Annotated in this window: 22 protein-coding genes; 11 read left to right on the forward strand and 11 right to left on the reverse strand. The window is 67.6% G+C overall.

Annotated features, from left to right (window positions below):
- Positions 1 to 35 precede the first annotated feature (35 nt).
- Genes GGR73_RS14340 through GGR73_RS14350 form a run of 3 tightly spaced genes read left to right on the forward strand, consistent with a single transcriptional unit; the run spans position 36 to position 1,721 of the window.
- Complete coding sequence (locus tag GGR73_RS14340) at positions 36 to 563, forward strand: phage tail protein (RefSeq protein ID WP_046345174.1); 528 nt, start codon at positions 36 to 38, stop codon at positions 561 to 563.
- A gap of 59 nt (positions 564 to 622) precedes the next feature.
- Positions 623 to 1,159, forward strand: coding sequence for a phage tail protein (locus GGR73_RS14345; RefSeq protein ID WP_184457547.1), 537 nt, complete (start codon positions 623 to 625; stop codon positions 1,157 to 1,159).
- A 34-nt stretch (positions 1,160 to 1,193) separates the two neighbouring features.
- The gene (locus GGR73_RS14350; protein ID WP_184457549.1) at positions 1,194 to 1,721 is read left to right on the forward strand and encodes a GNAT family N-acetyltransferase; all 528 of its coding nucleotides are present in this window, start codon (positions 1,194 to 1,196) and stop codon (positions 1,719 to 1,721) included.
- Between the two features lie 6 nt (positions 1,722 to 1,727).
- Here the strand turns inward: GGR73_RS14350 and GGR73_RS14355 are convergent, their stop codons facing one another.
- Positions 1,728 to 2,015 carry a DUF6916 family protein gene (locus GGR73_RS14355; RefSeq protein WP_016902133.1) on the reverse strand — a complete coding sequence of 96 codons (288 nt, stop codon included), beginning with the start codon at positions 2,013 to 2,015 and terminating at the stop codon, positions 1,728 to 1,730.
- Between the two features lie 235 nt (positions 2,016 to 2,250).
- Here GGR73_RS14355 and GGR73_RS14360 point away from each other — a divergent pair, with 235 nt between their 5' ends.
- The 6 genes from GGR73_RS14360 to GGR73_RS14385 are packed head-to-tail and all read left to right on the forward strand — an operon-like array spanning position 2,251 to position 6,359.
- Positions 2,251 to 3,045: an ABC transporter ATP-binding protein gene (locus tag GGR73_RS14360; protein ID WP_024940544.1), complete on the forward strand. Its 795-nt coding sequence runs from the start codon at positions 2,251 to 2,253 to the stop codon at positions 3,043 to 3,045.
- Entirely contained in the window at positions 3,045 to 3,794 is a 750-nt protein-coding gene (locus GGR73_RS14365) for an MlaE family lipid ABC transporter permease subunit (protein WP_016902129.1), read from the forward strand. The genes GGR73_RS14360 and GGR73_RS14365 overlap by 1 nt, the downstream gene beginning before the upstream one ends.
- Positions 3,795 to 3,805: 11 nt before the next feature.
- A complete protein-coding gene (gene mlaD, locus GGR73_RS14370; RefSeq protein WP_016902127.1) occupies positions 3,806 to 4,351 on the forward strand; it encodes an outer membrane lipid asymmetry maintenance protein MlaD in 546 nt (181 codons plus the stop codon).
- Positions 4,348 to 5,010 (forward strand): MlaC/ttg2D family ABC transporter substrate-binding protein, encoded by a 663-nt coding sequence (locus GGR73_RS14375; RefSeq protein WP_024940545.1) that lies wholly within the window; start codon positions 4,348 to 4,350, stop codon positions 5,008 to 5,010. The genes mlaD and GGR73_RS14375 overlap by 4 nt, the downstream gene beginning before the upstream one ends.
- Positions 5,000 to 5,299, forward strand: a complete 300-nt coding sequence (locus GGR73_RS14380) for an STAS domain-containing protein (RefSeq protein ID WP_016902122.1) — start codon at positions 5,000 to 5,002, stop codon at positions 5,297 to 5,299. Before GGR73_RS14375 ends, GGR73_RS14380 begins: the two co-directional genes overlap by 11 nt.
- A 10-nt stretch (positions 5,300 to 5,309) precedes the next feature.
- Positions 5,310 to 6,359, forward strand: a complete 1,050-nt coding sequence (locus tag GGR73_RS14385) for an MlaA family lipoprotein (RefSeq protein ID WP_047129784.1) — start codon at positions 5,310 to 5,312, stop codon at positions 6,357 to 6,359.
- A 246-nt stretch (positions 6,360 to 6,605) separates the two neighbouring features.
- Here GGR73_RS14385 and GGR73_RS14390 read toward each other — a convergent pair whose 3' ends face one another.
- From GGR73_RS14390 to rmuC, 3 genes are all read right to left on the reverse strand, one after another.
- The gene (locus GGR73_RS14390; protein WP_126966914.1) at positions 6,606 to 7,151 is read right to left on the reverse strand and encodes a glutathione peroxidase; all 546 of its coding nucleotides are present in this window, start codon (positions 7,149 to 7,151) and stop codon (positions 6,606 to 6,608) included.
- Positions 7,152 to 7,304: 153 nt separating this feature from the next.
- Positions 7,305 to 7,709, reverse strand: a complete 405-nt coding sequence (locus tag GGR73_RS14395; protein ID WP_184457939.1) for a hypothetical protein — start codon at positions 7,707 to 7,709, stop codon at positions 7,305 to 7,307.
- Between the two features lie 170 nt (positions 7,710 to 7,879).
- Positions 7,880 to 9,415 (reverse strand): DNA recombination protein RmuC, encoded by a 1,536-nt coding sequence (gene rmuC, locus GGR73_RS14400; protein ID WP_184457941.1) that lies wholly within the window; start codon positions 9,413 to 9,415, stop codon positions 7,880 to 7,882.
- A gap of 306 nt (positions 9,416 to 9,721) precedes the next feature.
- Here rmuC and GGR73_RS14405 point away from each other — a divergent pair, with 306 nt between their 5' ends.
- Both GGR73_RS14405 and GGR73_RS14410 read left to right on the forward strand, forming a co-directional pair.
- Positions 9,722 to 10,102 carry a hypothetical protein gene (locus tag GGR73_RS14405; RefSeq protein ID WP_104591313.1) on the forward strand — a complete coding sequence of 127 codons (381 nt, stop codon included), beginning with the start codon at positions 9,722 to 9,724 and terminating at the stop codon, positions 10,100 to 10,102.
- Between the two features lie 180 nt (positions 10,103 to 10,282).
- A complete protein-coding gene (locus tag GGR73_RS14410) occupies positions 10,283 to 11,698 on the forward strand; it encodes an amino acid permease (protein WP_039518183.1) in 1,416 nt (471 codons plus the stop codon).
- A 457-nt stretch (positions 11,699 to 12,155) separates the two neighbouring features.
- Here the strand turns inward: GGR73_RS14410 and GGR73_RS14415 are convergent, their stop codons facing one another.
- From GGR73_RS14415 to GGR73_RS14445, 7 genes are all read right to left on the reverse strand, one after another.
- On the reverse strand, positions 12,156 to 14,633 hold the full coding sequence (locus tag GGR73_RS14415) for a GH92 family glycosyl hydrolase (RefSeq protein ID WP_184457551.1): 2,478 nt from the start codon (positions 14,631 to 14,633) through the stop codon (positions 12,156 to 12,158).
- Between the two features lie 120 nt (positions 14,634 to 14,753).
- A complete protein-coding gene (locus GGR73_RS14420) occupies positions 14,754 to 15,014 on the reverse strand; it encodes a hypothetical protein (RefSeq protein ID WP_238601112.1) in 261 nt (86 codons plus the stop codon).
- 577 nt (positions 15,015 to 15,591) lie between these two features.
- Complete coding sequence (locus GGR73_RS14425) at positions 15,592 to 15,984, reverse strand: DUF2628 domain-containing protein (protein ID WP_016902101.1); 393 nt, start codon at positions 15,982 to 15,984, stop codon at positions 15,592 to 15,594.
- 137 nt (positions 15,985 to 16,121) lie between these two features.
- Positions 16,122 to 17,852 (reverse strand): sensor domain-containing diguanylate cyclase, encoded by a 1,731-nt coding sequence (locus GGR73_RS14430; protein ID WP_372469989.1) that lies wholly within the window; start codon positions 17,850 to 17,852, stop codon positions 16,122 to 16,124.
- 142 nt (positions 17,853 to 17,994) lie between these two features.
- Positions 17,995 to 19,173, reverse strand: coding sequence for a sugar diacid recognition domain-containing protein (locus GGR73_RS14435; RefSeq protein ID WP_102252987.1), 1,179 nt, complete (start codon positions 19,171 to 19,173; stop codon positions 17,995 to 17,997).
- Between the two features lie 184 nt (positions 19,174 to 19,357).
- A complete protein-coding gene (locus tag GGR73_RS14440; RefSeq protein ID WP_184457553.1) occupies positions 19,358 to 20,527 on the reverse strand; it encodes a glycerate kinase family protein in 1,170 nt (389 codons plus the stop codon).
- Between the two features lie 25 nt (positions 20,528 to 20,552).
- Complete coding sequence (locus GGR73_RS14445) at positions 20,553 to 21,863, reverse strand: MFS transporter (protein WP_184457555.1); 1,311 nt, start codon at positions 21,861 to 21,863, stop codon at positions 20,553 to 20,555.
- Positions 21,864 to 22,024 lie beyond the last annotated feature (161 nt).

Here is a 22,024-nt window from a genome sequence, read left to right on the forward strand (position 1 = left end):
TTGCGTACGACGCCCCATCGACCAGGAAGAATTTCATGGGTACTCCCTTCATCGGCGAAATCCGCATGTTCGGCTTCGGCCGCACACCACAGGGTTGGCAGGCGTGCGACGGCTCGCTGTTGCAGATCTCCGACTACGAACCGTTGTATGTCCTGCTCGGCACCGTCTACGGCGGCAATGGCACCAGCACCTTCGCCGTGCCGGATCTGCGCGGCCGCCTGCCGATCCATCAGGGTCAGGGACCGGGCCTGAGCAACTACGTGCTCTCCCAGCGCTCCGGCACCGAGACGGTGACATTGACCGAACCGCAGATGCCGGCGCACACGCACACCGCCCAGGCCACCACCGCGGCAGCGACCGCCACCGCGCCAGCCGGTCTGCTGCCAGGCACAGTCAACGGCAGCCTGTTCTACGCAAGCGACACCACCGGCAGCACCACGCTGGCAATGTCCGCGCAGAGCACCTCGTTCGCCGGCGGCAACCAGCCACACGACAACCTCATGCCGACGCTGACGGTGCAGTACTGCATCGCCACCACAGGCATCTTCCCGCAACAGGCCTGATCCCAGCGCCGCGCCGACATGGCTGCGGCACGCATCCGCTGCATCGAAGGAATCCGCTCATGACCGAACCCTATATCGGCGAAATCCAGTTGTTCGGCTTCGACTACAACCCTTACGGCTGGGCCTTCTGCAACGGCGCCACGCTGCCGATCACGCAGAACACCACGCTGTACTCCCTGCTTGGCGTGGCCTATGGCGGCAACGGCAGCAGCACCTTCCAGTTGCCGAACTTTTCCGCACGCGCCGGTTGCCATCAGGGCGCAGGGCCCGGGCTGACCCCGCACACGCTGGGCAGCAACTTCGGCTCCGTCTCGGAAAGCCTGCTGAGCACGCAGATCCCGATGCACCAACATGGCATCAACGCGTACTCGCAGTCGGACGCGACCAAGAAGACCGGCACGCCGGCCAACGGTGTGGCGCTGTCGTCGCTGAACGTCAACACAGAGCGTCCATTCCTGGCGGTTGCGCCGGACAAACAATTCTCCCCGACCATGTTGCTGCCCACCGGCACCGGCCAGGCGCACGAGAACCGCCAGCCCTATCTGGCAGTGAACTTCTGCATCGCGCTGCAGGGCAACTATCCGGCGTTCAACTGAGCTGCCGTCACCCGGGCGCGTTGCAGAGGCGGCGATGAAGATGCAGTTGGTAACGAGCGCTACCGCTAGTCGGGGCGCGGTGGATCTTGCGCTGCGCCCCGAGCAGCCAGCCGACATCGCGTGGCTGCAGGCGCTTTATGCCAGTACCCGCAGCGACGAGCTGGCACCGGTACCGTGGCCGGAGGCGAGCAAACGTGCCTTTCTTCAGCAGCAGTTTGCGCTGCAGCGCGCGCACTACCAGCAACATTTTGAAGGCGGCGACTTTCTGATCGTCCAGGCCAAGGACCTGCGTATCGGGCGCCTGTATCTGCACCGCGCTGCCACGCAACTTACGCTGGTGGATATCAGCCTGCTGCCGGACTGGCGCGGCCAGGGCATCGGCTCGCAACTGCTCGCCTACGCGCAAGCGATTGCGCGAGAGGCGGGATGCGGACTGTCACTGCATGTGCTGCACTCAAACCCCGCCGCGCAGCGACTGTATGTCCGCCACGGTTTCGTCACGGGCATGAGCAACCAGACGCATCTGCAGATGCACTGGCATTTTCCCCAGCACCGCAGTTGAACGCGCTCAGTTGAAAACGGCCTGATACAGAAACCCGTCGCGCTCGCGCGCCACCGGCACCAGGAAGATGCCGATCTCGCCCAGCCGCGTGTGACGTAACCGATAGGTCTGCTGCGGAAACAGAAATGCCGAGCTGTTGCGGAACAGCAGCGAGAATGGCGCGCGATGCACCGCGTGCGTGGTGGGCAGCGCGCGCGCCTCGACCAGCACGAATGGAACCTCGCCTTCGTTCAATGCAGCCGAGAACGTGTCGTTGACGCTGCCTGCAAAGTGCTCCAGGGTCAGTAAGTCCATTTTGTGCTCATGGTCGGCTGGGAATCCGATCATCCACGTAGGGCATACCTGCGACAACACCTGCGCGTTCGAAGATTGCATTGCGTCATGCATGAGACGGCCTGTTGCATATGCGCCGGCGGTGACGCGTCTGCTGCAGTACAGGCGTCATGCGACAATACTGCACGCGCCGGTTCGGTTATGTTCAGCCGGATGACGGCTACTCTATCGCGTTGGAATTCTGTTAAAGGCTTCGATGACGGCGTCCGCATCCCCTGTCGTGCAGTTGTCCGGTGTCCGCATCGATCGCGGCGGTCGCACGATCCTGCGCGACGTCTCGCTCGATGTGCCGCGCGGCAGCATTACGGCCGTGCTCGGTCCTTCCGGCAGCGGCAAGTCCACCTTGCTGGCCGCACTGACCGGTGAGCTGCGTCCGGTCGCCGGCACGGTCACCCTGTTCGGCAACGCGATCCCGCATGGCAACCGTGCACTGCTGGAGATGCGTCGCAATGTCGGCGTGCTGCTGCAGGGCAATGGCCTGCTGACCGACCTGAGCGTGGCCGACAACGTCGCGCTGCCGCTGCGCACCCACACTCGCCTGCCGGCGCCGGTGCTGCAGCGCCTGGTGCAGATGAAGCTGCATGCGGTGGGCCTGCTGGCCGCCGCCGATGCCTGGCCGCGCGAACTGTCCGGCGGCATGGCGCGGCGTGTGGCGTTGGCGCGGGCGCTGGCACTGGACCCGCCGCTGATGATCTACGACGAACCGCTGACCGGGCTGGACCCGATCGCCTCGGGCGTGATCATGAGCCTGATCCAGCGCCTCAACGACAGCCTTGGCCTGACCAGCATCATCGTCAGTCACCACGTGCACGAAACCCTGCCGATCAGCGACCAGGCCGTGGTCATCGCCAATGGCGGCATTGTGTTCGCCGGCACGCCTGAGCAATTGCAGGACAGCACCGACCCGCTGGTGCAGCAGTTCCTGCATGGCCAGCCGGATGGCCCGATCGCCTTCGATGCGGCGCCGCGGCGCGACCGGAGTGCTGCCTGATGGCCATGGTCGACTCGATCCGCGCCTTCGGCCGCGCCGGGCTGTTCTCGCTGACCGTGCTGCGCGGCTCGGTACCCACGCGCGATTTCATCGCCGAGCTGGTGCGCGAGATCTACAAGGTCGGTGCGCGCTCGCTGCCGATCATCGCCGTCGGCGGCGCCTTCGTCGGCCTGGTGCTGACCCTGCAGGGCTACCGCACGCTGACCACCTATGGTGCGTCGGATGCGCTGTCCACCTTGCTGGGACTGTCGCTGTACCGCGAACTGGCACCGGTGCTGACCGCGCTGTTGTTCATCGGCCGGGCCGGCAGTTCGATCGCGGCCGAACTTGGCCTGATGCGCGCCACCGACCAGATCAAGGCGCTGGAGCTGATGGCCATCGATCCGGTGGCCAAGGCGGTGGCACCGCGCTTCTGGGCGGCGGTGCTGACGGTGCCGTTGCTCACCGGCGTGTTCTGCTCGCTGGCCATCACCGGCGGCTACTTCGAGGCCGTACACGTGTTGGGCATCGACAACGGCACATTCTGGTCGGGGTTGAGCAACAGCGTGGACTTCTGGGACGACTTCGGCGTGGCGATGCTCAAGTCGGCGATCTTCGGCGGCACGGCCGCATTGGTCGCCGCCTATGTGGGCTTCCACGCCGAGCCGACCATCGAAGGCACCTCGATCGCCACCACCCGTGCGGTGGTGAACGCCTCGCTGCTGGTGCTGATGTTCAACTTCGTCCTTTCTGCAATGTTGTTTAGGTGAGTGGAATAACTATGGCCATGCGTGGACCACGACTCGAATTCGCCGTCGGCGCCTTTCTGCTGCTGACCCTGGCCTCGCTGCTGGTGCTGGCGGTGGCCTCGACCAACCAGCGCTGGGGCTTCGGCTCCAGCCAGTACACGCTGACCGCACGCTTCAGCCAGATCGGCCAGCTGCGGGCACAGGCGCCGGTGAAGATCGGCGGCGTGACCATCGGCAAGGTGTCCGACATCAGCCTGGACCCGACCAAGTTCGACTCGGTGGTCACCCTGTCGCTGGACAACAAATACAAGGATCTGCCCGCCGACACCTCCGCCGGCATCTTCACCAGCGGTTTGCTGGGCGAGAGCTATATCGGGCTGCAGCCGGGCGGCGACCCGGAGACGCTCAAGCCGGGCGAAGAAATCGGCTTCACCCAGCCGGCGGTGGATCTGCTGCAGCTGGTCGGCAAGTACATGTTCAGTGGTGGCGGTGGTGGCAGCAATGCCCCGGCCGCCACCGATGGCCAGGCCCCGGCGCCTGCCCAGACCGCTTCTCCCTCTACGGAACCACACCAATGAAGACCACCCTGCTTTCCGCCATCCTGGCCTCGACCCTGCTGGTGTGCGCACCGGCCACCGTGCTGGCGCAGCCGGCTGCCGCCAGCGCGCCTGCGCAGGGCGCGGCGACCAAGACCGTCATCGACAGCAGCACCCGCATCCTGAGCACGCTGGATCAGCGCCGCGCCGAGTTCCGCAGCAACCCGGCCGCCCTGCGCCAGTACATCAATGGCGAATTGAACAAGGCCTTCGACCGCGATTACTCGGCCCGCCTGGTGCTGGGCGTCAACGGCCGTGGCGCCTCCGATGCGGACGTCAAGCTGTTCGCCGATGCGCTGGCCGACAACCTGATGCAGCGTTACGGCACCGCGCTGCTGAACTTCGAAGGCAAGCCGACCTTCCGCGCCAAGTCCGAGAGCGCGCTGCCGGGCAACCGCGGCGTCAAGGTGTCTACCGACCTGCTGCGCGCCGGCAACGACCCGACCCCGGTCGACTACATGATGCGTAACGTCGGTGGCCAGTGGAAGATCTTCGATGTGATGATCGAAGGCATCTCCTACGTGCAGACCTTCAAGACCCAGTTCGACGGCCCGCTGCGCGAGAAGGGCATCGCCAAGGTCGCCGCAGAGCTGCGTAGTGGCAATCTGCAGGTCGGTCCGGCACCGGCCAATGGCAAGTAACAGCTCCGTGCAACGCAATGGCGACACGCTGGTACTCACCGGCGTGCTCGACCGCGACGCGGTCACTGCGGCCTGGCCGCAGGCGATCGCGCAGCTGGACGGCATTCGCACGCTGGACCTGTCGGGTGTACAACGCCTGGACAGTGCCGGCGTGGCGATGCTGGCCGAACTGGCTGCACGTGTGCGCAGCAGCGGTGCCGGTCCTGTCACGGTGGTGGGTGAAGCGTCCGGTCTGGACGAATTGCGTGCCGCCTACCGTTTGTCCCCTACTTTCGATTTCCAGGCCTGAGCGCCACCCCATGACCCAGCTTCGCCCCCTTTCCCTGTTGGCCTGCCTGCTGCTTGGCGCCTGTGCCAGCCATGCTCCAAAGCCCGCACCGCCTGCGGCCGCTGCCGCGCCCGCCCCGGATGCGACGCCCGCGCCGGCACGCGACGATGCCGGTGTGACCGCGCAGCCGGCCGCCGCCGGCTTTGCCGCCCCCGACGCCCTGCCGGCCACCGCGGCGGCGCCTGCCGAGCAGACCAGCGCCGATGCCGGCACGGCCGGTGCCCCTACCTCGGCCGAGGACGACTTCGCTGCGCTCTACGGCCCCACCACCCCGCAGGCCGGCGCCAACGGTGCACCGGCACAGCCCGGTGACGCGCCGTCCTACGATCCGTGGGAGCGCTACAACCGCGGCATGCACCGCTTCAACCTGGCGGTGGACCGCGGCGTGGCGCGTCCGTTGGCCACCGGCTACACCAAGGTGGTGCCGCGTCCGGCCCGCCTGGGCGTGACCAACTTCTTCGACAATCTCGGCACGCCGCTGACCATGGTCAATCAGCTGCTGCAGGGCCACCCGGTGTATGCGGTGCAGTCGCTGGGCCGCTTCGTGATGAATTCCACGCTGGGCGTGGCCGGTCTGTTCGACCCGGCCTCCGCGGCCGGCATTCCGCGCCGCAGCGAGGACTTCGGCCAGACCCTGGGCGTGTGGGGCTGGCGCAATTCGCGCTACTTCGAGTTGCCGCTGTTCGGCCCGCGCACCGTGCGCGATACCTTCGGCCTGGGCGGCGACATTCCGCTGTCGCCGTTGCGCCAGGTCGACGACAGCGGTGCGCGCTTCGCCCTGCAGGGTCTGCAGCTGGTGGATACGCGCTCGCAACTGATGTCGCTGGATTCGCTGCGCGACCAGGCACCGGACGAGTACGCGCTGACCCGCGATGCGTGGATGCAGCGCCGCAACTACCAGATCGTGCGCGATCTGCGCAGCCATCGCGAGAAGGACAACGAGCTGCCCGACTACCTGCGCGAGGACAAGGACAGCACCGTGCCGGTGGATGCGATGCCGATCCCGCAGTGGATCCGTTGATCTGTTGAGCTTGCGGTTTGGATGAATACAAAGCCCGGGAGCGATCCCGGGCTTTTTTGTGCGCTGGTCTTTTACGGCCTTCCGGCTGACGGTGGCGGCTGGGGTAGCTGGAGCACCGTCCGGGCCACGATCTCGCGTGGAGGGAACTCCGCCTGCAAGGCCTTCCCTTAGATGGCGCGGATCACCGGCAATATAAACAGCGATCGCAGCGACGCGGATCAAATCAGTTCGCCACCGCACCAGGTGCTACGCCGCCAGCGCCGCATCCACCGCTGCACGCAGGCGCGCATCGTCTGCCGGCACGTCGGGGGCGAAGCGATCGATGACCTGGCCGTCGCGGCCGATCAGGAATTTCTCGAAGTTCCACAACACGCCCGGTGCCGGGTTGGGTGCGATGCCGTAGCCGGCCAGCTTCTCGCGCATCGGGCCATCGCCGGTGGCTTGCGGGCGGGCGTTGGTCAATGCCTGATACAGCGGATGGGTTTCGGCGCCGGTGACGGCGATCTTGGAGAACATCGGAAAGCTCACGTCGTAGGTGAGCTGGCAGAACTGCGCAATCTCCGCCTCGCTGCCCGGCTCCTGTCCCTTGAAGTCGTTGGCCGGAAAGCCCAGCACTTCCAGCCCCTGTGCCTGCTTGTCGCGATACAGCGCTTGCAGGCCTTCGTACTGCGGGGTCAGTCCGCACTTGGAGGCGACGTTGACCACCAGCAACACCTTGCCGCGATAGTCGGCCAGCGTGGCGGGCTCACCGTCGATGCGGGCCACAGGGATGTCGTACAGCGTCTGGCTCATCGGTGCGTCCTGGACAGGTAGAGCCGAGAGCATAAACCGCCAGGGTGGAGCGAGCGATGCCGCTGGCTCATGGCGCTTGCAGTTATCTGTCGCGACGCGCACGGCCCGATCGGCTGATCGGCCCGTGCGCGCGCTTGACCCTGTTCGCAGCCATCAATCGATGCACAACGCGGCCTGGCCCATGCCGCCGACCACTTCCTGGCGGCAACCGAAGCGGTCGCTGTCGCGCTGGCAGGTGCCGGAGGTCGCGGTGCCGGTCGGCACGATGCTGGTGGCCAGGCAATCGCCGCGGCAGTCGGAGTTGTCACTGCAGGTCTTGCCGGCGTCGGCATACGGCACCACGCAACGCACCGTCTGCATGCGGCCGACCGGACGCAGCTGCCCGCCCTTTGCCGTGCAGTCGGCAGCGTCGGCAGAAACGGCGCGCGGAGCCTGCGGGGCGTCCGCCGCAGCGTCCGACCTGGCCGCCGGGGTATTGCTGCATGCGGTCAACAGCAGCGCGCAGAGCACTGCGTGGATCCATCGGGTTGCCATGTTGAAACTCTCGTCTTGAACCAGGTGGGTACCAGCATCGCGGTGGCGATGTCTGCGCGGCGTGCTCGCTATCGGCGCCGGAGGCCTGCGTTGGTAGGAGCGCACCCGGGCGCGATGAGGCGTTATCGGTAATGCCTGGTCGCGCCCGGGTGCGCTCCTACGTCATGGCGTGTGGCATCGCCTTACGCAACGGATTACTCCTGCTCGTCGTTGCTGTCGTCTTCGCTGCTGCTTCCGGTGTCGTCGCTGCCGGGATCGTCCAGCAACGCTTGGGACTGCTCGCTGGCCAGGGTTTCCACGCCGCGCAGGCGGCGTTCGATGGTGCGGGTCTTGCGGCTGGCTTCGCCCAGGCTCTTGCCGACCGTGCTGATCTGGCGCTCGGCCTTTTCGAGAATGCCGGCGAACTTGCCGAACTCGCTCTTCACCGCGCCCAGCACCTGCCAGACCTCGCTGGAGCGCTTCTCGATCGCCAGCGTGCGGAAGCCCATCTGCAGGCTGTTGAGCAGGGCGGTGAACGTGGTCGGGCCGGCCAGCACCACGCGATGTTCGCGCTGCAGCAGGTCGACCAGGCCGGCGCGACGGATCACTTCGGCGTACAGGCCTTCGGTCGGCAGGAACATCACTGCGAAGTCAGTGGTCTGCGGCGGGCAGACGTACTTGTCGCTGATCGACTTGGCCTGGATGCGGATGGCGCGCTCCAGCTGCGCGGTCGAATTCTTGATCGCGTCCAGGTCGCCCTTTTCCTGCGCATCGATCAGGCGCTCGTAGTCCTCGCGCGGGAACTTGGCATCGACCGGCAGCCACACCACGGTGTCGTCGCCACGCCCCGGCAGGCGGATCGCAAAATCCACCGCTTCGGCGCTGTCGGGCCTGACCCGCACGCTACGCGCGTACTGCTCCATCGTCAGCGTCTGCTCGAGGATGTTCTCCAGCTGCACCTCGCCCCAGCCGCCGCGGTCCTTGACGTTGGTCAGCACGCGCTTGAGATCGCCCACGCCGGTGGCCAGCTGCTGCATTTCGCCCAGGCCGCGCTGCACCTGCTCCAGGCGTTCGGAAACGAGCTTGAAGGAGGCATCCAGGCGCGTATTGAGCGTGGTCTGCAGTTTTTCGTCGACGGTGGCGCGCATCAGTTCGAGCTTGCTGGCGTTGTCGTTCTGCAGGTTGGCCAGCTGTTGTTCCAGCGTGGCGCGCATTTCGCCGATGCGCAGTTCGTTGCGCTGGGTGAGTTCGGTCAGACGTTGGCCCAAGGCCTCGGTGAAGCGCTGCTGCGACTCGCCGGCCTCTTGCCGGCCCTTGCGGGAATCTTCGGCCAGCGCATCGCGCAGGGCGGCCATGTGGGTGTCGGTGCGTGCGATCAGCTCGGTCAGTTGCTGGCCGAACACCTGGATGCGGGTTTCCTGCTGCTGGCCGAAGCCGTCGAGCTGGGTGCGCAATTCGGTCAGCCGCAGCGTCAGCAATTCGCCGGTGCGTTGTTGCGCCAGGGCGCTTTCTTCGCGGGCCTTGCGGGCGTCTTCGCCGAGCGCATCGCGCAACAGGTCCAGGCGCTGGTCGGTGCGCGTGGACAGTTCGGTGAGATTGCGCGCGAAGGTTTCCAGGCGGCTGTCCTGCTGCCGCGCCAGGCCTTCGAGTTGTTCGCGCAATTCGCCGCGGCCGTCGCGCTGCTCGGCGCGCAGCGCCAGCTCCAGGCCGCTGGTGGAAGGACGTCGCAGCAGCGCGATCAGCTGCAACACCAGGACTGCGACGAGCAGTCCGAGAAGGATCAGGGATTCGGATGACATGTGCGCAGTGTAGCCGGGCCGGTCGCAGGGGCTGCGTCAGTGGCTTGCCGGCCGGCGGCGGCTGCAGGGCGCAGTTGGGGGCGCGCGCACTGCGCCAACGCAGCACGTCGGGGCCACTTCGCGCAGATGCCTGCAACCGCTGCGCGAAGCGGGCCAGACACCGCCACGGTGATGGAGTTGCAGGCTGCTCGCAGCGCATTGACCTCAACGTGACCTGCGCATGGCTAGGGTGGGGCTTCGTTCCTGCCAGGCCAGCTGATGACCACTGCCACCAACCAAACCCGTCTGTTCGCGCTGGGCCTGTTCGCGTTTCTCGGCAGCTTTGCGGCAATCGTGTGGTACCTGATGCGGCCGTATGGCACGGCGTATTTCTTCCCGGTGCACTTTTTGATCGGTGCGGCGTTGCCGTTCGGGTTCTATGCGATCGGCGGCACGCGGCTGTGGTTCTGGATCGGGATCGGGGTTACCGCATTGGTGCTGCTGTGGTTCAACTTCTGGGGGCATGATGCCAACGGGGCGGCGCCACGCCTGCTCGACTGGACCCACTTTGCCGCCGGTGCGGTGGGTCTGGTGGGCGCGTGGGCGGTGCAGTTGGTCTATCGCCATGTGCGTCCACCGCATCGCCCGTCGGTTGAGTGAGCGGGATTGTGCGGGGCGGTCGCGTTTGACCAGGGAACGGCGAGGTGTGGCGCGCGCTCACAGCAGGCGGTGGGCGTGCCTGCGCTGCCCTGCCCGCACCGACGCATGACCTCGGACCGATAGCTTTGCTGCAGCGCGTTGGGCGACACTCGGGAATTCTTTGATTCCCGCGAGGTCCGCATGTCGTCTTGGCTCAGGCGCAAATCCATCGATCAGGTCACCGTGCACGAGGCCGGTCGGCAACTGGTCCGCAGCCTGAGTTGGCCGCATCTGATCGCGCTGGGTATCGGCGCGATCGTCGGCACCGGCATCTACACGTTGATCGGGGTGGGCGCGGACAAGGCCGGCCCGGCGGTGCTGCTGTCGTTTGTGGCCGCCGGCATCGTGTGCGCCTGCGCGGCACTGGCGTATGCGGAGATGGCCACGATGATGCCGGCCGCCGGCAGCGCCTACACCTACAGCTACACCGCGCTCGGCGAGAGCATCGCCTGGGTGGTGGGCTGGAGCCTGGTGCTGGAGTACTCGCTGGTGGTGAGTACGGTGGCGGTGGGCTGGTCGGGCTATTTCGTCGGCTTCCTGCAGTGGTTGGGGGTCAACCTGCCGCATGCCCTGGTGGCCGGGCCGCACGCCGGCGGCATCGTCAATCTGCCGGCGGTGGTGATCACCTTCCTGGTGGCCGGCATGCTGATGGCCGGCACCAAGGAAAGCGCCACGCTCAATGCGGTGCTGGTGGTGCTGAAGATCGTGGCGCTGGGTGTGTTCGTGGCGATCGCGTTGCCGGCCTTCGACAGTGCCAACCTGCAGCCGTTCATGCCGTATGGCTTCCCCAAGACCGCGGGCCCGGATGGCGTGGAGCGCGGGGTGATGGCGGCGGCGGCGATCATCTTCTTCGCGTTCTATGGCTTCGATGCGATTTCCACCGCGGCCGAGGAAACCAAGAACCCGGGCCGCGATCTGTCGATCGGCATCGTCGGTTCGATGATCGGCTGCACGCTGATCTATGTGCTGGTGGCGTTGTCGGCGGTGGGCGCGATGAGCTTCACCGTGTTTGGCAAGAGCCCCGAGCCGTTGGCACTGATCATGCGCGAACTCGGCCACGGCAAGGCGGCGTTGGTGATCGGCGCGGTGGCGATCATCGCGCTGCCGACGGTGCTGCTGGCGTTTCTGTACGGGCAGAGCCGCATCTTCTTCGTGATGTCGCGCGATGGCCTGTTGCCGCGCGGCTTGTCCAAGGTCAACGCGCGCACCGGCACACCGGTGGCGATCACCTTGTTCACGGCGGTGCTGGTGGCCGCGTTGGCCGGTGTGGCACGCCTGGATGAAATTGCCGCATTGGCCAACGCCGGCACCCTGGCTGCGTTCACCGCAGTGGCGGCGTGCCTGCTGGTGCTGCGCGTGCGCGAGCCGACGCGTGCGCGGGCTTTCCGCACGCCGCTGGCGTGGGTTGTGGGGCCGGTGGCGATCCTGGGCTGCCTGTACCTGTTCTGGAGCCTGCCCAGCACCACGCAGGGCTGGTTCCTGGTCTGGAACGTATTGGGCGTGGTGGTGTATGTGGCCTATGGGCGGCGGAATAGCCGGTTGGCGAAGGTTGGCTAGTTCCATCTCCCATCGGGAGAAGGTGGCCCGAGGGGCCGGATGAGGGGCGCCCCAGATATCTTTCAGTGCCATGCCTGACGAACGCGTCGCCACGCGCCTTCAAGCTTGAATCGTCGATGGGAAAGTCCTGGCGGTAGCCGTCCCGTGCTGCACGACGGCTTGCGGATGCACGCTGACCACTGCCTTCTCCCATCGGGAGAAGGTGGCCCGAGGGGCTGGATGAGGGGACGGGCGACGCCTGGTGTTATCCAACTTGGTCAGGGGCTCCGCTCCCTACCCTCACCCCACCCACGCTCCGCGCCCCGGCCCACGCATGCGGCGCGGGCGCTCCCAGGCACGCGCGCCAGTGGCGCGCAAGCTGTGCCTTATCGCCCCGCAGGAGAGGGGCTTTAGCTCATGCTCCGGCGACGTCAGGGCTTTCCCTCGCACTCCCCGCAACCCGGGGAGGAGCGTTGGCTCAAGGCGTGGCTGCAGGCGTGGCGCAGAACGAGGTTGGGAGTGCATCCGCCTGCGTGCCCCAGCCCTGGGTCGGGGGCTGCCTGGTCAGCGCGAACGACAGCGTGCCGCCCTGCTGCAGCTGGGCCCAGTCCAGGAACACCTGCCGCTGCGGTGTGCCGTTGAAACGCACGCTGTCCACGTATTGCAGCGCGCGGCCGTCGGCGCCGGGGGCGTCGATGCGCAGGCGCTTGCCGTTGCCCAGGTCCAGCGTGGCCCGCTTGAAGCGTGGGGCATGCAGCAGGAACTGCCCGCTGCCCGGCACCGCCGGATACAGGCCCAGGGCACTGAACAGGTACCAGGCCGACATCGTGCCGAGGTCGTCGTTGCCGGTGACGCCGTTGGGCGCATTGGTGAACAGCTGCTGGGCGGCGCGCACCACGGTGGCGGTCTTCCACGGCTGGCCGATCAACGTGTACATCCACGGGGCGTGCAGGTCCGGCTCGTTGTTGGGGTTGTAGCGGTACTGGTTGTAGTAGCTGTACGGGCCGACCACCCAGTGCGTGCGCGCGGCGTTGAGCGGGTCCTTCAGCAGGTCGTCGTAGGCGAAGAAGGCATCCAGGCGTTGGCCGGCCTGCTCGCTGCCGTGCATGGCCTGCAGCATGCCGGGGATGTCCTGCTGCACCAGCCACTGGTATTGCCAGGCGGTGCCTTCGTGGAAGCCGTGCTGCGAACGCGGGCTGTAGCGATCGTCCGAGGGGGCGTACCAGCTGCCGTCTTCCAGCCGCGGCCGTGGAAAGCCGCTGAAGCCGGTGTCGGCATCGCGCACGCCGGCGTCCCAGACGTTGTGCCAGTTGCCGCCGCGTTTGCGCAGCAGCGCGCTGTCGTCGGGGTGGCCGAGTGCCTGCGCCATCTGTGCCAGCGCGCAGTCGGCCAGCGCGTATTCCAGCGTGGCCGAGCCGCCGTGGTGCGGGTCCACGTCCATGCCCTTGGACGGAAACGCGCGGTCGTACTGCACGAAGCCGTTGGACAGGTAGCTGGCGTTGCCGGAGCGGCCGGCGTGGCGCGAGTTGATTGGCGGTTGTTCGAAGGCGTTCTGGCGCAGCGCTGCGTACGCCTGCGCCTGGTTGTCCTGCAGCGCGCCGAAGCGCCACAGGTCGACCAGGAACGGGGTCACCGGGTCGCCGGTCATGATGTTGGTATCGAAGTTGGCATAGCCCCAGCGCGGCAGCCAGCCGCCTTGCTGATGGATCGCCAGCAGCGAGCGGCCGATGTCGCGCGCGCGCGCCGGCTGCAGCAAGGCGAGCAGCTGGTTCTGCGAACGATAGGTGTCCCACAGCGAGAAATACTCGTAGTAGGTCCAGCCATCGGCGCGGTGGATCGCATCGTCGAAGCCGCGATAGCGGCCATCGGCATCGCTGCCGGTCAGCGGCTGCAGCAGGGCGTGATACAGCGCGGTGTAGGCCACGCTGCGATCGTCGTTGCTGGCGCCATCCAGCTGCAGGCTGGCCAGCTGCTTGCGCCAGGCCTGTTGCGCGCGCTGGCGCATCTGCTCCAGGCCCAGCAGCTTGCCGCCGAGCATGCCGTCGGCGCGCAGGTTGTTGCGGGCACCTTCGGCATCCACGTGCGAGATGGCGCTGACCACGGTCACTGCGCGCGCGTTCTTGTCGTTGCCCAGCGGGAAACTGAGCCAGGCACCATTGGGCTTGAGTTCGCCGCCCATGCCGTGGCGCGCGTCGGGCACGCCGCCGTCTTCGCCCCAGACCCCGTGCGCGGTGAACGGGCGGTCGAATTCCAGCCGGAACCAGGTGGTGTATTCGTGGCCGCCGCAGAAACTTTGCGTGGTCAGTTTGCCTTCGACCACGCGGTCGCCGACCACCTGCAGCTGGCTGCCGATCACCACGTGGCGGTCGTTGGCCTGGCCCAGGTTGACCAGCACATGGCCGGTGTCGGCGCCGGGGGCGAATGTGTAGCGCTCGGCGGCGGCGCGGGTGAGCGCAGTGGCTTCGGCGTCGATGCCGCCGTAGTCGGTCAGCCGCACCTTGTAGTAGCCGGCCTGGCCGACTTCGCCGTCATGGGTGTAGCGGGCGGCGTAGCGCTTCTGGTCGAAGGCCTTGGCGTCACCGGTGTCGAAATCGCCGCCCGGGCCGATGCGGCCGGTGACCGGCAGCACCGAGACCTGCCCGCCCTGCTCCCAGCAGCCGGCCCCGGATAGGAACGAGTGGCCGAAGCCGCGGATGCTGGGGTCGTCGTAGCGCCAGCCGGCGTAGTGCGCGCCGATCGGGCTGACCTGGACCAGGCCGAACGGCGCCGAGGCACCGGGGAAGGTGTTGCCGTCGTCCTTGCTGCCGATGAAGGTGTTGACCTGCGCCGGGTCCTGCGCGGCCAGCGGCGCGCACACCGCCATGCCGAGCAGGCACAGGCCGGCGGCGGCGCGGCGCCACCGCGGCGTTGATGGGAAATGCGACGAAGAGCGATCGGATGCAACGGCGAAGGGCATGCAGGACACCTCGGGGGAGAGAGCGGCCGAGGCCGCAGGTGGATGACGCGTGCCGACGCCCCAGACGCGGCGACCGGTCGATAGCCACCTGGCGGCGGCTTGCGACAGGTGGGCAGCGGCTCAGAAATCGAACACGTATTCTGCCGCGATCTCGCGTCCGACCGGGCTGAACAGGCGGCTGCGGATCTCCTCGGACCCGATGATCTGCACCGGCGCCGGCCCTTCGGCCTGGACGCGCTTGATGCGCGAACCGGTCACGGTGACGGCATCGAGTTGTTGCGGGGCACCGGCCTGCTGGGCCAGGGCGGACAGGGGCGACAGCAATGCGAGCAGCACGGCACGGGACAGCAGCTGCGGGCGACAACGGCGGTAATCGGTCATTGAAGCGTCTCGTCGAGGGCGGTGGTACGACGGAAAGACTTTCTCTTTTTCAAACACTTGCGGGGAATGGCGTACTTGGATCGATCTAAATCCGGTACCACTTTGTGTCATCGGTTGGCAAAGATTAAGCATTCCCGACCTGCGGCTGCACACCGCGGCGCAGCAAAGTGTGCGGGGTCTGGCAGTTTTTCGGCGTTTTAGGCGTTTTGAATCAGGCTGTTGCGCGTGGCCGGGTGCAGCAGTTTTGAAGCGTGTCAGTTGTGCTGACGGATGAGTCGGCTTGGGGTGATCTGGCTGCGTCGCACGCGGTTGGCTGAGAGAGGTGCGCCTGGGCGTGTCGCGTATCAGGGGGCCGGACCCTCACCTCATCCCCCCGCTCTGCGCCCCGGCCCGCGCTGGCAGCGCGGGCGCTCCCAAGCGCGCGCCAGTGGCGCGCACGCTGTGCCTTATCGCCCCGGGGGAGAGGGGCTTGGTTCCCGGGGCTTGGTTGGCCCATAAAAAAAGCCCGGTCAGTGACCGGGCTTGGCGACGCTGGCGTGGCGGCGGGAGGGGCCGACGCACCGGTGACGCAGTTGCTTCAGATCCAGCGCATGCCTTCGAACGGGTTCCAGCTGGTGCTGCCCTTCACCTTGTCCAGGTAATAGGCGTAGTTGGCGATCATGCCGGTCAACAACGACAGCGGCAGCCACAGCACATTCTGAAACGCGGCCGGCAGGAACGAGGCCACGATGCTCACCACGACGCTGATGCCGATCAGGCTCAACGCCTTGCGCCACAGGCCGATGATGAAGAAGTAGATGACGCCGAAGAAGAAGGCATAGAAGTTCATGCCGACCTTGACCTTCTCACCAAAGCTCAAGGTCTTCAGTGCGTTCTTGTAACTGGGGTCCTTGGGGCCACCGTGCCGGTCGAAGAAATCGAAACGGAACTGCCACTTGGGGCTGAGCTGGGTGCGATCGAAGGTGTCCATTCCAAACCATGTAGTTGAAAACGGTTACATGATAGGCGATCGCGTATTCACCTGACACGTCTGCGGGCGCCGGACGGAAGACGGGGTCAGCCGCCGATCAGCTTCGGCAGTGGCCGCTTGCAGCAGCAAAGCGCGCGTTATTCGCGCTGGTCGCTGAGGCCGGTGCCGCGGCGCGCCCGGCGCAGCGCATACAGCGAGTGGTCGGCGCGGTCGACCACTGCCGCCAGCGCCTCGCCGTCGTTGCGCAGGGCGGTACCCAGGGTGAACCGGATTGGCGCCTCGTCGATGGCGGCCATGTAGTCGCGCACCAGGGCCGCCAGCTGCGGCTGGGTGGGTTGATGCAGCAGCACCAGGAATTCGTCGCCGCCCAGGCGGACCAGACGGTCCTGGGTGCGCAGCGGCTGGTTGAGGAACCAGGCCATCTGCACCAGCACCTCGTCCCCGCGCTGGTGGCCATGGGTGTCGTTGACCAGCTTGAACTTGTCCAGATCCACCACGATGCAGCCCCAGCGCACGCTGGGGTCGCGCTTGTCGAGCTCGTCCAGGAAGCGGCGGTTGTAGCAGTTGGTGAGCGGGTCGGTGAACGACCATTCCAGCAGTTGCTTCTCCTGCTGGTACTGGTTGGTGATGTCCTGGGCGTGCGCCAGCACGATGGTGGCGTCGGCCTCCACGTCCAGCACGTTGCGGTACTGCCAGTGGCGCAGGCTGCCATCGCTGGCGACCAGCTCGATCACGCCGGCGTCCTGGCCGTCGAGCACCATCCGCGACAGATAGCCGTGCAGGGCGGCATGCAGCTCGGGGCGGACGAATTCCAGCAACGAGCGGCCTTCCATGCCCTCCACGCTGCGGCCCAGCGAGCGTGCGGCGGCCGGATTGACGCTGATCAGGCGGCCATCCATGTCGTGGGTGCAGATCAGGCCCAGGCTGTACTGGAACATGTTGCGGAACTTGCGTTCGCTGGCGGCCAGCGCATCCACCGCGCGATGGCGGTCGGTGACGTCCTGGATCGCGCCGATCAGACGGGTGCGTCCGTCCACATGCTCCATCGAGCCGGTGCTGTGCACCCACAGCTGCCGGCCGGTGGCGCTGACCAGCGGCAGTTCCAGATCCCAGGGCGTGCCATCGCGCACGCAGGCCTCGACCGCTTCGGTGATCACCGCGCGCGCATCGAGCGGGTAGAAGCCGATCCCTTCGGCCAGGGTCGGCCGGTAGCCGGCCGGCAGATCGTGCAGGCGGCAGGTCTGGTCCGACCAGGTCAGGGTGCCGCTGGCCACGTCCACTTCCCAGCCGCCGACGCCGGCAACCCGGCCGGTGCGCTCCAGGAACGCCTCGCTCTCGCGCAGGCGTTGCTGCAGCTGTTCGTTGGCGGCCTGGCGTTCCAGCATCAGCCGGCGCTGCTCCAGGCCTTCGGCGGCAACCCGGGCCAGCTGCTGCAAGGCGGCCAGTTGCGCCGGTTCCAGCGCGCGCGGGCGCTGGTCGATCACGCACACCGTGCCCATGCGCAAGCCGTCGGACAACACGATCGGCGCACCGGCGTAGTAACGGATCCCCGGCGCATCGGTGACCAGCGTATTGTCGCGAAAGCGCGGATCGGCCGGCGCATCGCGTACTTCCATCACCGCATCGTCCTGGATGGTGTAGGCGCAGAACGCGAGTTCGCGTGGGGTTTCGCTGGCATCGGGCAGGCCGATATTGGCCTTCCACCATTGGCGATGTTCGTCCACCAGCGACACCAGCGCGATCGGCGTGCCGGCGATCGCCTGCGCGGCGGCGGCCAGCGCATCGAAGAACGGCTCGGCATCGGTATCGACGACCTGCAACAGCGCCAGACGCGACAGCCGCTCGGCCTCGCGGGAGGTGGATGACACGACGGCGTCGCAGTGGCTCAATGAAATGCTCGCTTGGTCCCCCGGGCAATCCGCTCAGTCTAGCGGACCGAACATACCTGCTAACGCAGCGTTGCGTGCGCCATCGCACAGAAGATGCCTTGTGCGCAGCCCACACGCTCCGTCACTGGATGGGCTCGGTCCCGCTTGCCGCGCTGTCGTCGCGCATCTGCAGGGCCAGATACAGGCGCACGCAGTCGTCGGTATTGCGCAGGTCCACGCCGCAGAGTTCCGCGATGCGCTGCATGCGGTAATCCAGCGTATTGCGGTGGATGGCCAGTGCCTTGGCGGTGGGCGCCATGCGCATGCCGGCGCCGAACCACACCGACAGCGTCTGCACCAGGTCGCCGCGGCGGTCCTGGGCCAGCAGCGCCTGCAGCGGCTTGCGCAGTTCCTCGGCCTGCCAGGCCTGGCGCAGGTCGTCCACCAGCACCGGCAGGCGATGGTCGTCGTAGAAGAACGCATCGGCCTGCGGCGCGCGCGCCTTGCCGATGCGCATGGTGGTGCGCGCGATCTGGTGCGACAGCGCCAGCCCGCCGGGCTGCGGGAAGTACTGCCCCAGCGCGAGGCGGATCCGCAGCGGGCTGCTGGCGCGCATGCGCTCGAGCAAGGTGTGGGCGCGGCGGCGTTGTTCGTCCACATCCCAGTGGCCGCGGCGGTCCAGTGCGGGCTTGAGCACCACCAGTTCGTTGAGCGCGGTGGCGGCGATCAGGTTGCCGCGTTCGGGCGTGGACAGCAGTGTGTGCAGGCGCTGCAGTTCCACCAGCATCGCGTCCAGGTCGAGGGTGTCGCTTTCCACTTCGATCACCGCCGCCACGCGCGGCAGGTCGAGCGCGATGCCGAGCCGTTCGGCCCAGCCGGCCAGTGCCGGGGTCGGCCCGTCGGCGCGGATCAGGCCGAGCGTGACTTCCTCGCGCAGGCGCGCATCGCGGGCCAGCAGGCGCAGCAGGCCGGCCTGTTCCAGCATCGCTTCGGCGGCCATGCGCACCAGTTCGGCCTGTTGCCCGATCCGCTGCGGGTCGCCGGTCAGCCCGACGCAGCCGACGATGCGGCCATCGGCGATCAGCGGCAGGTTGACGCCCGGGCGAACCGCATCCAGCTGCTGGGCCAGCGCCGCGTCGATCTCCACCCGGCCCTGCCTGGACAGTACCAGCAGCGCACCCTCGTGCAGCTGACCGATGCGCGCCGGCTCGCCGCTGGCGATGATGACGCCGGTGTGGTCCATCACATTGACGTTGCCGTCGATGATGGTCATCGCGCGGTCGACGATGGACTGCGCCAGGGTGCGGTCGAGCGTGAGCATGGGCGTGGGGTCTGTTGGCGCGATCGGGGAGGACACGGTGGCATGTTCGGTGCTGCATGGCGGTGCCCCGTCCTGTGCTGCGCGCATGCATCAGGCAGGCAGGCAGGCAGGCAGGCAGGCAGCATCAGTGGATCACGTGGCGACCGCGTGGCACAGCCTGCGCACGGCATCCCGCGCGCTGCCGTCAGCGCGTGGCTGCACGCGCAGGCAACTGCGCCAAGGCCTGGCCCAGCTGCAGCGCCGCGGCCACATTGTGGGCGGCGATGCGCACGTTGCTGGCGGCTTCGGCCAGCGCCTGCTCCACCGTGCAGGCGCGATGCACCACCGCAAACATCGCGTCGATGCCGTGCCCATGCAGCAGCGCGGCGCCGTTGCCCAGGCAACCGGCGATGGCGATCACCGGCTTGCCGTGTCGTTGCGCCAGCCGCGCCACGCCCACCGGGGTCTTGCCGTGCAGGCTCTGGCTGTCCAGGCGGCCTTCGCCGGTGATGACCAGATCGGCCTGGGCGACCAGGGCATCCAGCCCGAGCGCCTGCGCGACGATCTCCACCCCGGGCCGCAACTGCGCACCCAGGTAGGCCACCAGCGCCGCGCCCAGGCCGCCGGCCGCACCGCCGCCGGGCAGGTCGTGCAGGCGCAGTCCCAGGTCGCGTTGCAGCACATCGGCGTAGCGCTGCAGGTTGCTGTCGAGCTGGCGCACCATGCTGGGGGTGGCACCCTTCTGCGGGCCGAATACCGCCGAAGCGCCGGTCGGGCCGATCAGCGGGTTGTCCACATCGCAGGCCACTTCGAACTGGCAGTCCTGCAGCCGCCGGTCCAGGTCCTGGGTATCGATCCGCGCCAGCGTCGCCAGCGCGCCGCCACCGGGGCCGATCGCCTCGCCCTGCGCATCCAGCAGCCGCACGCCCAACGCCTGCGCCAGGCCGGCGCCGCCGTCGTTGGTGGCGCTGCCGCCGATGCCGATGATGAAGCGCCGCGCGCCGGCATCCAGCGCGGCCAGGATCAACTCGCCCACGCCCGCGGTACTGGTGCGCAGCGGCGCGCGCTCGGCCGGCGGCACCAGTGCCAGGCCGCTGGCGGCGGCCATTTCGATCACCGCGGTGCGGCCGTCGCCGGTCAGGCCGAAGAACGCCTGCACCGGGGTGCCGAGCGGGCCGCTGACCTTGCAGTCGATCACCCGCCCGCCGGTGGCGGCCACCAGCGCATCGACCGTGCCTTCGCCGCCATCGGCCACCGGCACCTTGCGGTACTGCCAGTCGGGGAACACCTCGCGGAAGCCGGCCTCGATCTGGGTGGCCACCTCCAGCGCGGACAGGCTTTCCTTGTAGGAATCGGGGGCGATGACGATCTTCATGGGCACACTCGCTGGGACGGACGCATCACTGGTTCACCGCGCGTGCCGGCACCCGCAGCACCAGCGCGGCGCCCAGCAGCATGGCCCCGGCCAGCACGTACAGCGCCAGCTCGGTGCTGTGGGTGGCGTCCTTGATCCAGCCCACCAGGTACGGGCTGACGAAGCCGGCGACCTGGCCGGTGGAGTTGATCAGCGCCAGCCCACCGGCCGCGGCGGCGGCGGTGAGAAAGCCGTTGGTCAGCGGCCAGAACAACGGCAGCCCACTGACCGCGCCCATCGTGGCCAGGGTCATGCCGAACAGGGCCAGAGCCAGGTTGTCGGTGACGCTGGCGGCGATGCACAGCCCGGCCGCCCCCATCAGCAACGGGATCACCAGATGCCAGCGGCGCTCGCGGCGGCGGTCGGCCGAGCGCCCCATCAGCAGCATGAACACCGCTGCGGCCAGGTACGGGATGGCGCTCATCAGGCCGATCCGAGTCGGGTCGGTGACGCCGCTGCCCTGGATGATCGAAGGCAGCCAGAAGTTGATCGCATACACCCCGCTCTGGATGCAGAAGTACACCGTGCCCAGCATCCATACCGCCGGGCTGCGCAGCACCGCGCCCAGCGAGCTGGAGGCGCCGGCCGGCTTGCCGGCTTCGTCGGCGGCCAGCGCGCGGGTCAGTGCCTGCTTCTCCTGCGGGTCCAGCCAGGTCGCCTGCTGCACGCCATCGCTGAGCAGGAACCACACCCCGATGCCCAACAGCACGGTCGGCAGGCCCTGCAGCAGGAACATCCATTGCCAGCCGGCCAGGCCACCCTGCCCGGCCGAGAAATGGCCGAGGATCCAGCCCGACAACGGCCCGCCCAGCACGCCGGAGATCGGGATGGCCGACATGAAGACGGTCATGACCCGGCCATGCTGGGCGCGCGGGAACCAGCGCGTCAGGTACAGCACGATGCCGGGGAAGAAGCCAGCCTCGGCCGCGCCGGTGAGCAGGCGCAGGGTGTAGAAGCCGGCAGGCGTGCGCACGAACATCAGGCAGGTCGACAGCAGGCCCCAGCTGACCATCATGATCGCCACCCAGCGGCGCGCACCGATGCGCTGCAGGATCAGATTGCTCGGCACCCCACAGGCCAGGTAGCCGATGAAGAAGATGCCCGCACCCAGCCCGTACACGGTCTCGCTCATGCCCAGATCGCCGAGCATCTGCAGCTTGGCGAAGCCCACGTTGACCCGGTCCAGGTAGTTGAACAGGTAGCAGACGAACAGGAACGGGATCAGCCGCCACAGGATCTTGCGGTAGGTCGGGGCCATGCCATCGGTGGGCGGCAGTGGCCGGGTGGCTTGGGTCATCGCACGCTCCAGCAGTCGGTGGGCCCACCGGCGCGCAGTGCTGGCACCGGCACCACACAGGGGTCGGCGCATTCTAGTTGGAGCTTTTTCCCGGAAGCATCGTCAGCCTGCCGCCTGTCTGCGGGCAGGCACACACCGGTTTTTGTGCAACTGCCCAAATC

The sequence above is a fragment of the Xanthomonas sp. F14 genome, assembly GCF_014199865.1.

What these genes read in the sequence shown, in the direction of transcription:
- GGR73_RS14410 (WP_039518183.1), top strand. Translation starts at nt 10,283, where the DNA reads ATGTCGTCTTGGCTCAGGCGCAAATCCATCGATCAGGTCACCGTGCAC.
- GGR73_RS14340 (WP_046345174.1), top strand. Translation starts at nt 36, where the DNA reads ATGGGTACTCCCTTCATCGGCGAAATCCGCATGTTCGGCTTCGGCCGC.
- GGR73_RS14385 (WP_047129784.1), top strand. Translation starts at nt 5,310, where the DNA reads ATGACCCAGCTTCGCCCCCTTTCCCTGTTGGCCTGCCTGCTGCTTGGC.
- GGR73_RS14350 (WP_184457549.1), top strand. Translation starts at nt 1,194, where the DNA reads ATGAAGATGCAGTTGGTAACGAGCGCTACCGCTAGTCGGGGCGCGGTG.
- GGR73_RS14435 (WP_102252987.1), bottom strand. Translation starts at nt 19,173, where the DNA reads ATGCTCACGCTCGACCGCACCCTGGCGCAGTCCATCGTCGACCGCGCG.
- GGR73_RS14440 (WP_184457553.1), bottom strand. Translation starts at nt 20,527, where the DNA reads ATGAAGATCGTCATCGCCCCCGATTCCTACAAGGAAAGCCTGTCCGCG.
- GGR73_RS14375 (WP_024940545.1), top strand. Translation starts at nt 4,348, where the DNA reads ATGAAGACCACCCTGCTTTCCGCCATCCTGGCCTCGACCCTGCTGGTG.
- GGR73_RS14445 (WP_184457555.1), bottom strand. Translation starts at nt 21,863, where the DNA reads ATGACCCAAGCCACCCGGCCACTGCCGCCCACCGATGGCATGGCCCCG.
- GGR73_RS14345 (WP_184457547.1), top strand. Translation starts at nt 623, where the DNA reads ATGACCGAACCCTATATCGGCGAAATCCAGTTGTTCGGCTTCGACTAC.
- GGR73_RS14380 (WP_016902122.1), top strand. Translation starts at nt 5,000, where the DNA reads ATGGCAAGTAACAGCTCCGTGCAACGCAATGGCGACACGCTGGTACTC.
- GGR73_RS14405 (WP_104591313.1), top strand. Translation starts at nt 9,722, where the DNA reads ATGACCACTGCCACCAACCAAACCCGTCTGTTCGCGCTGGGCCTGTTC.
- GGR73_RS14420 (WP_238601112.1), bottom strand. Translation starts at nt 15,014, where the DNA reads ATGACCGATTACCGCCGTTGTCGCCCGCAGCTGCTGTCCCGTGCCGTG.
- GGR73_RS14355 (WP_016902133.1), bottom strand. Translation starts at nt 2,015, where the DNA reads ATGGACTTACTGACCCTGGAGCACTTTGCAGGCAGCGTCAACGACACG.
- GGR73_RS14390 (WP_126966914.1), bottom strand. Translation starts at nt 7,151, where the DNA reads ATGAGCCAGACGCTGTACGACATCCCTGTGGCCCGCATCGACGGTGAG.
- GGR73_RS14365 (WP_016902129.1), top strand. Translation starts at nt 3,045, where the DNA reads ATGGCCATGGTCGACTCGATCCGCGCCTTCGGCCGCGCCGGGCTGTTC.
- GGR73_RS14415 (WP_184457551.1), bottom strand. Translation starts at nt 14,633, where the DNA reads ATGCCCTTCGCCGTTGCATCCGATCGCTCTTCGTCGCATTTCCCATCA.
- GGR73_RS14360 (WP_024940544.1), top strand. Translation starts at nt 2,251, where the DNA reads ATGACGGCGTCCGCATCCCCTGTCGTGCAGTTGTCCGGTGTCCGCATC.
- GGR73_RS14425 (WP_016902101.1), bottom strand. Translation starts at nt 15,984, where the DNA reads ATGGACACCTTCGATCGCACCCAGCTCAGCCCCAAGTGGCAGTTCCGT.
- mlaD (WP_016902127.1), top strand. Translation starts at nt 3,806, where the DNA reads ATGGCCATGCGTGGACCACGACTCGAATTCGCCGTCGGCGCCTTTCTG.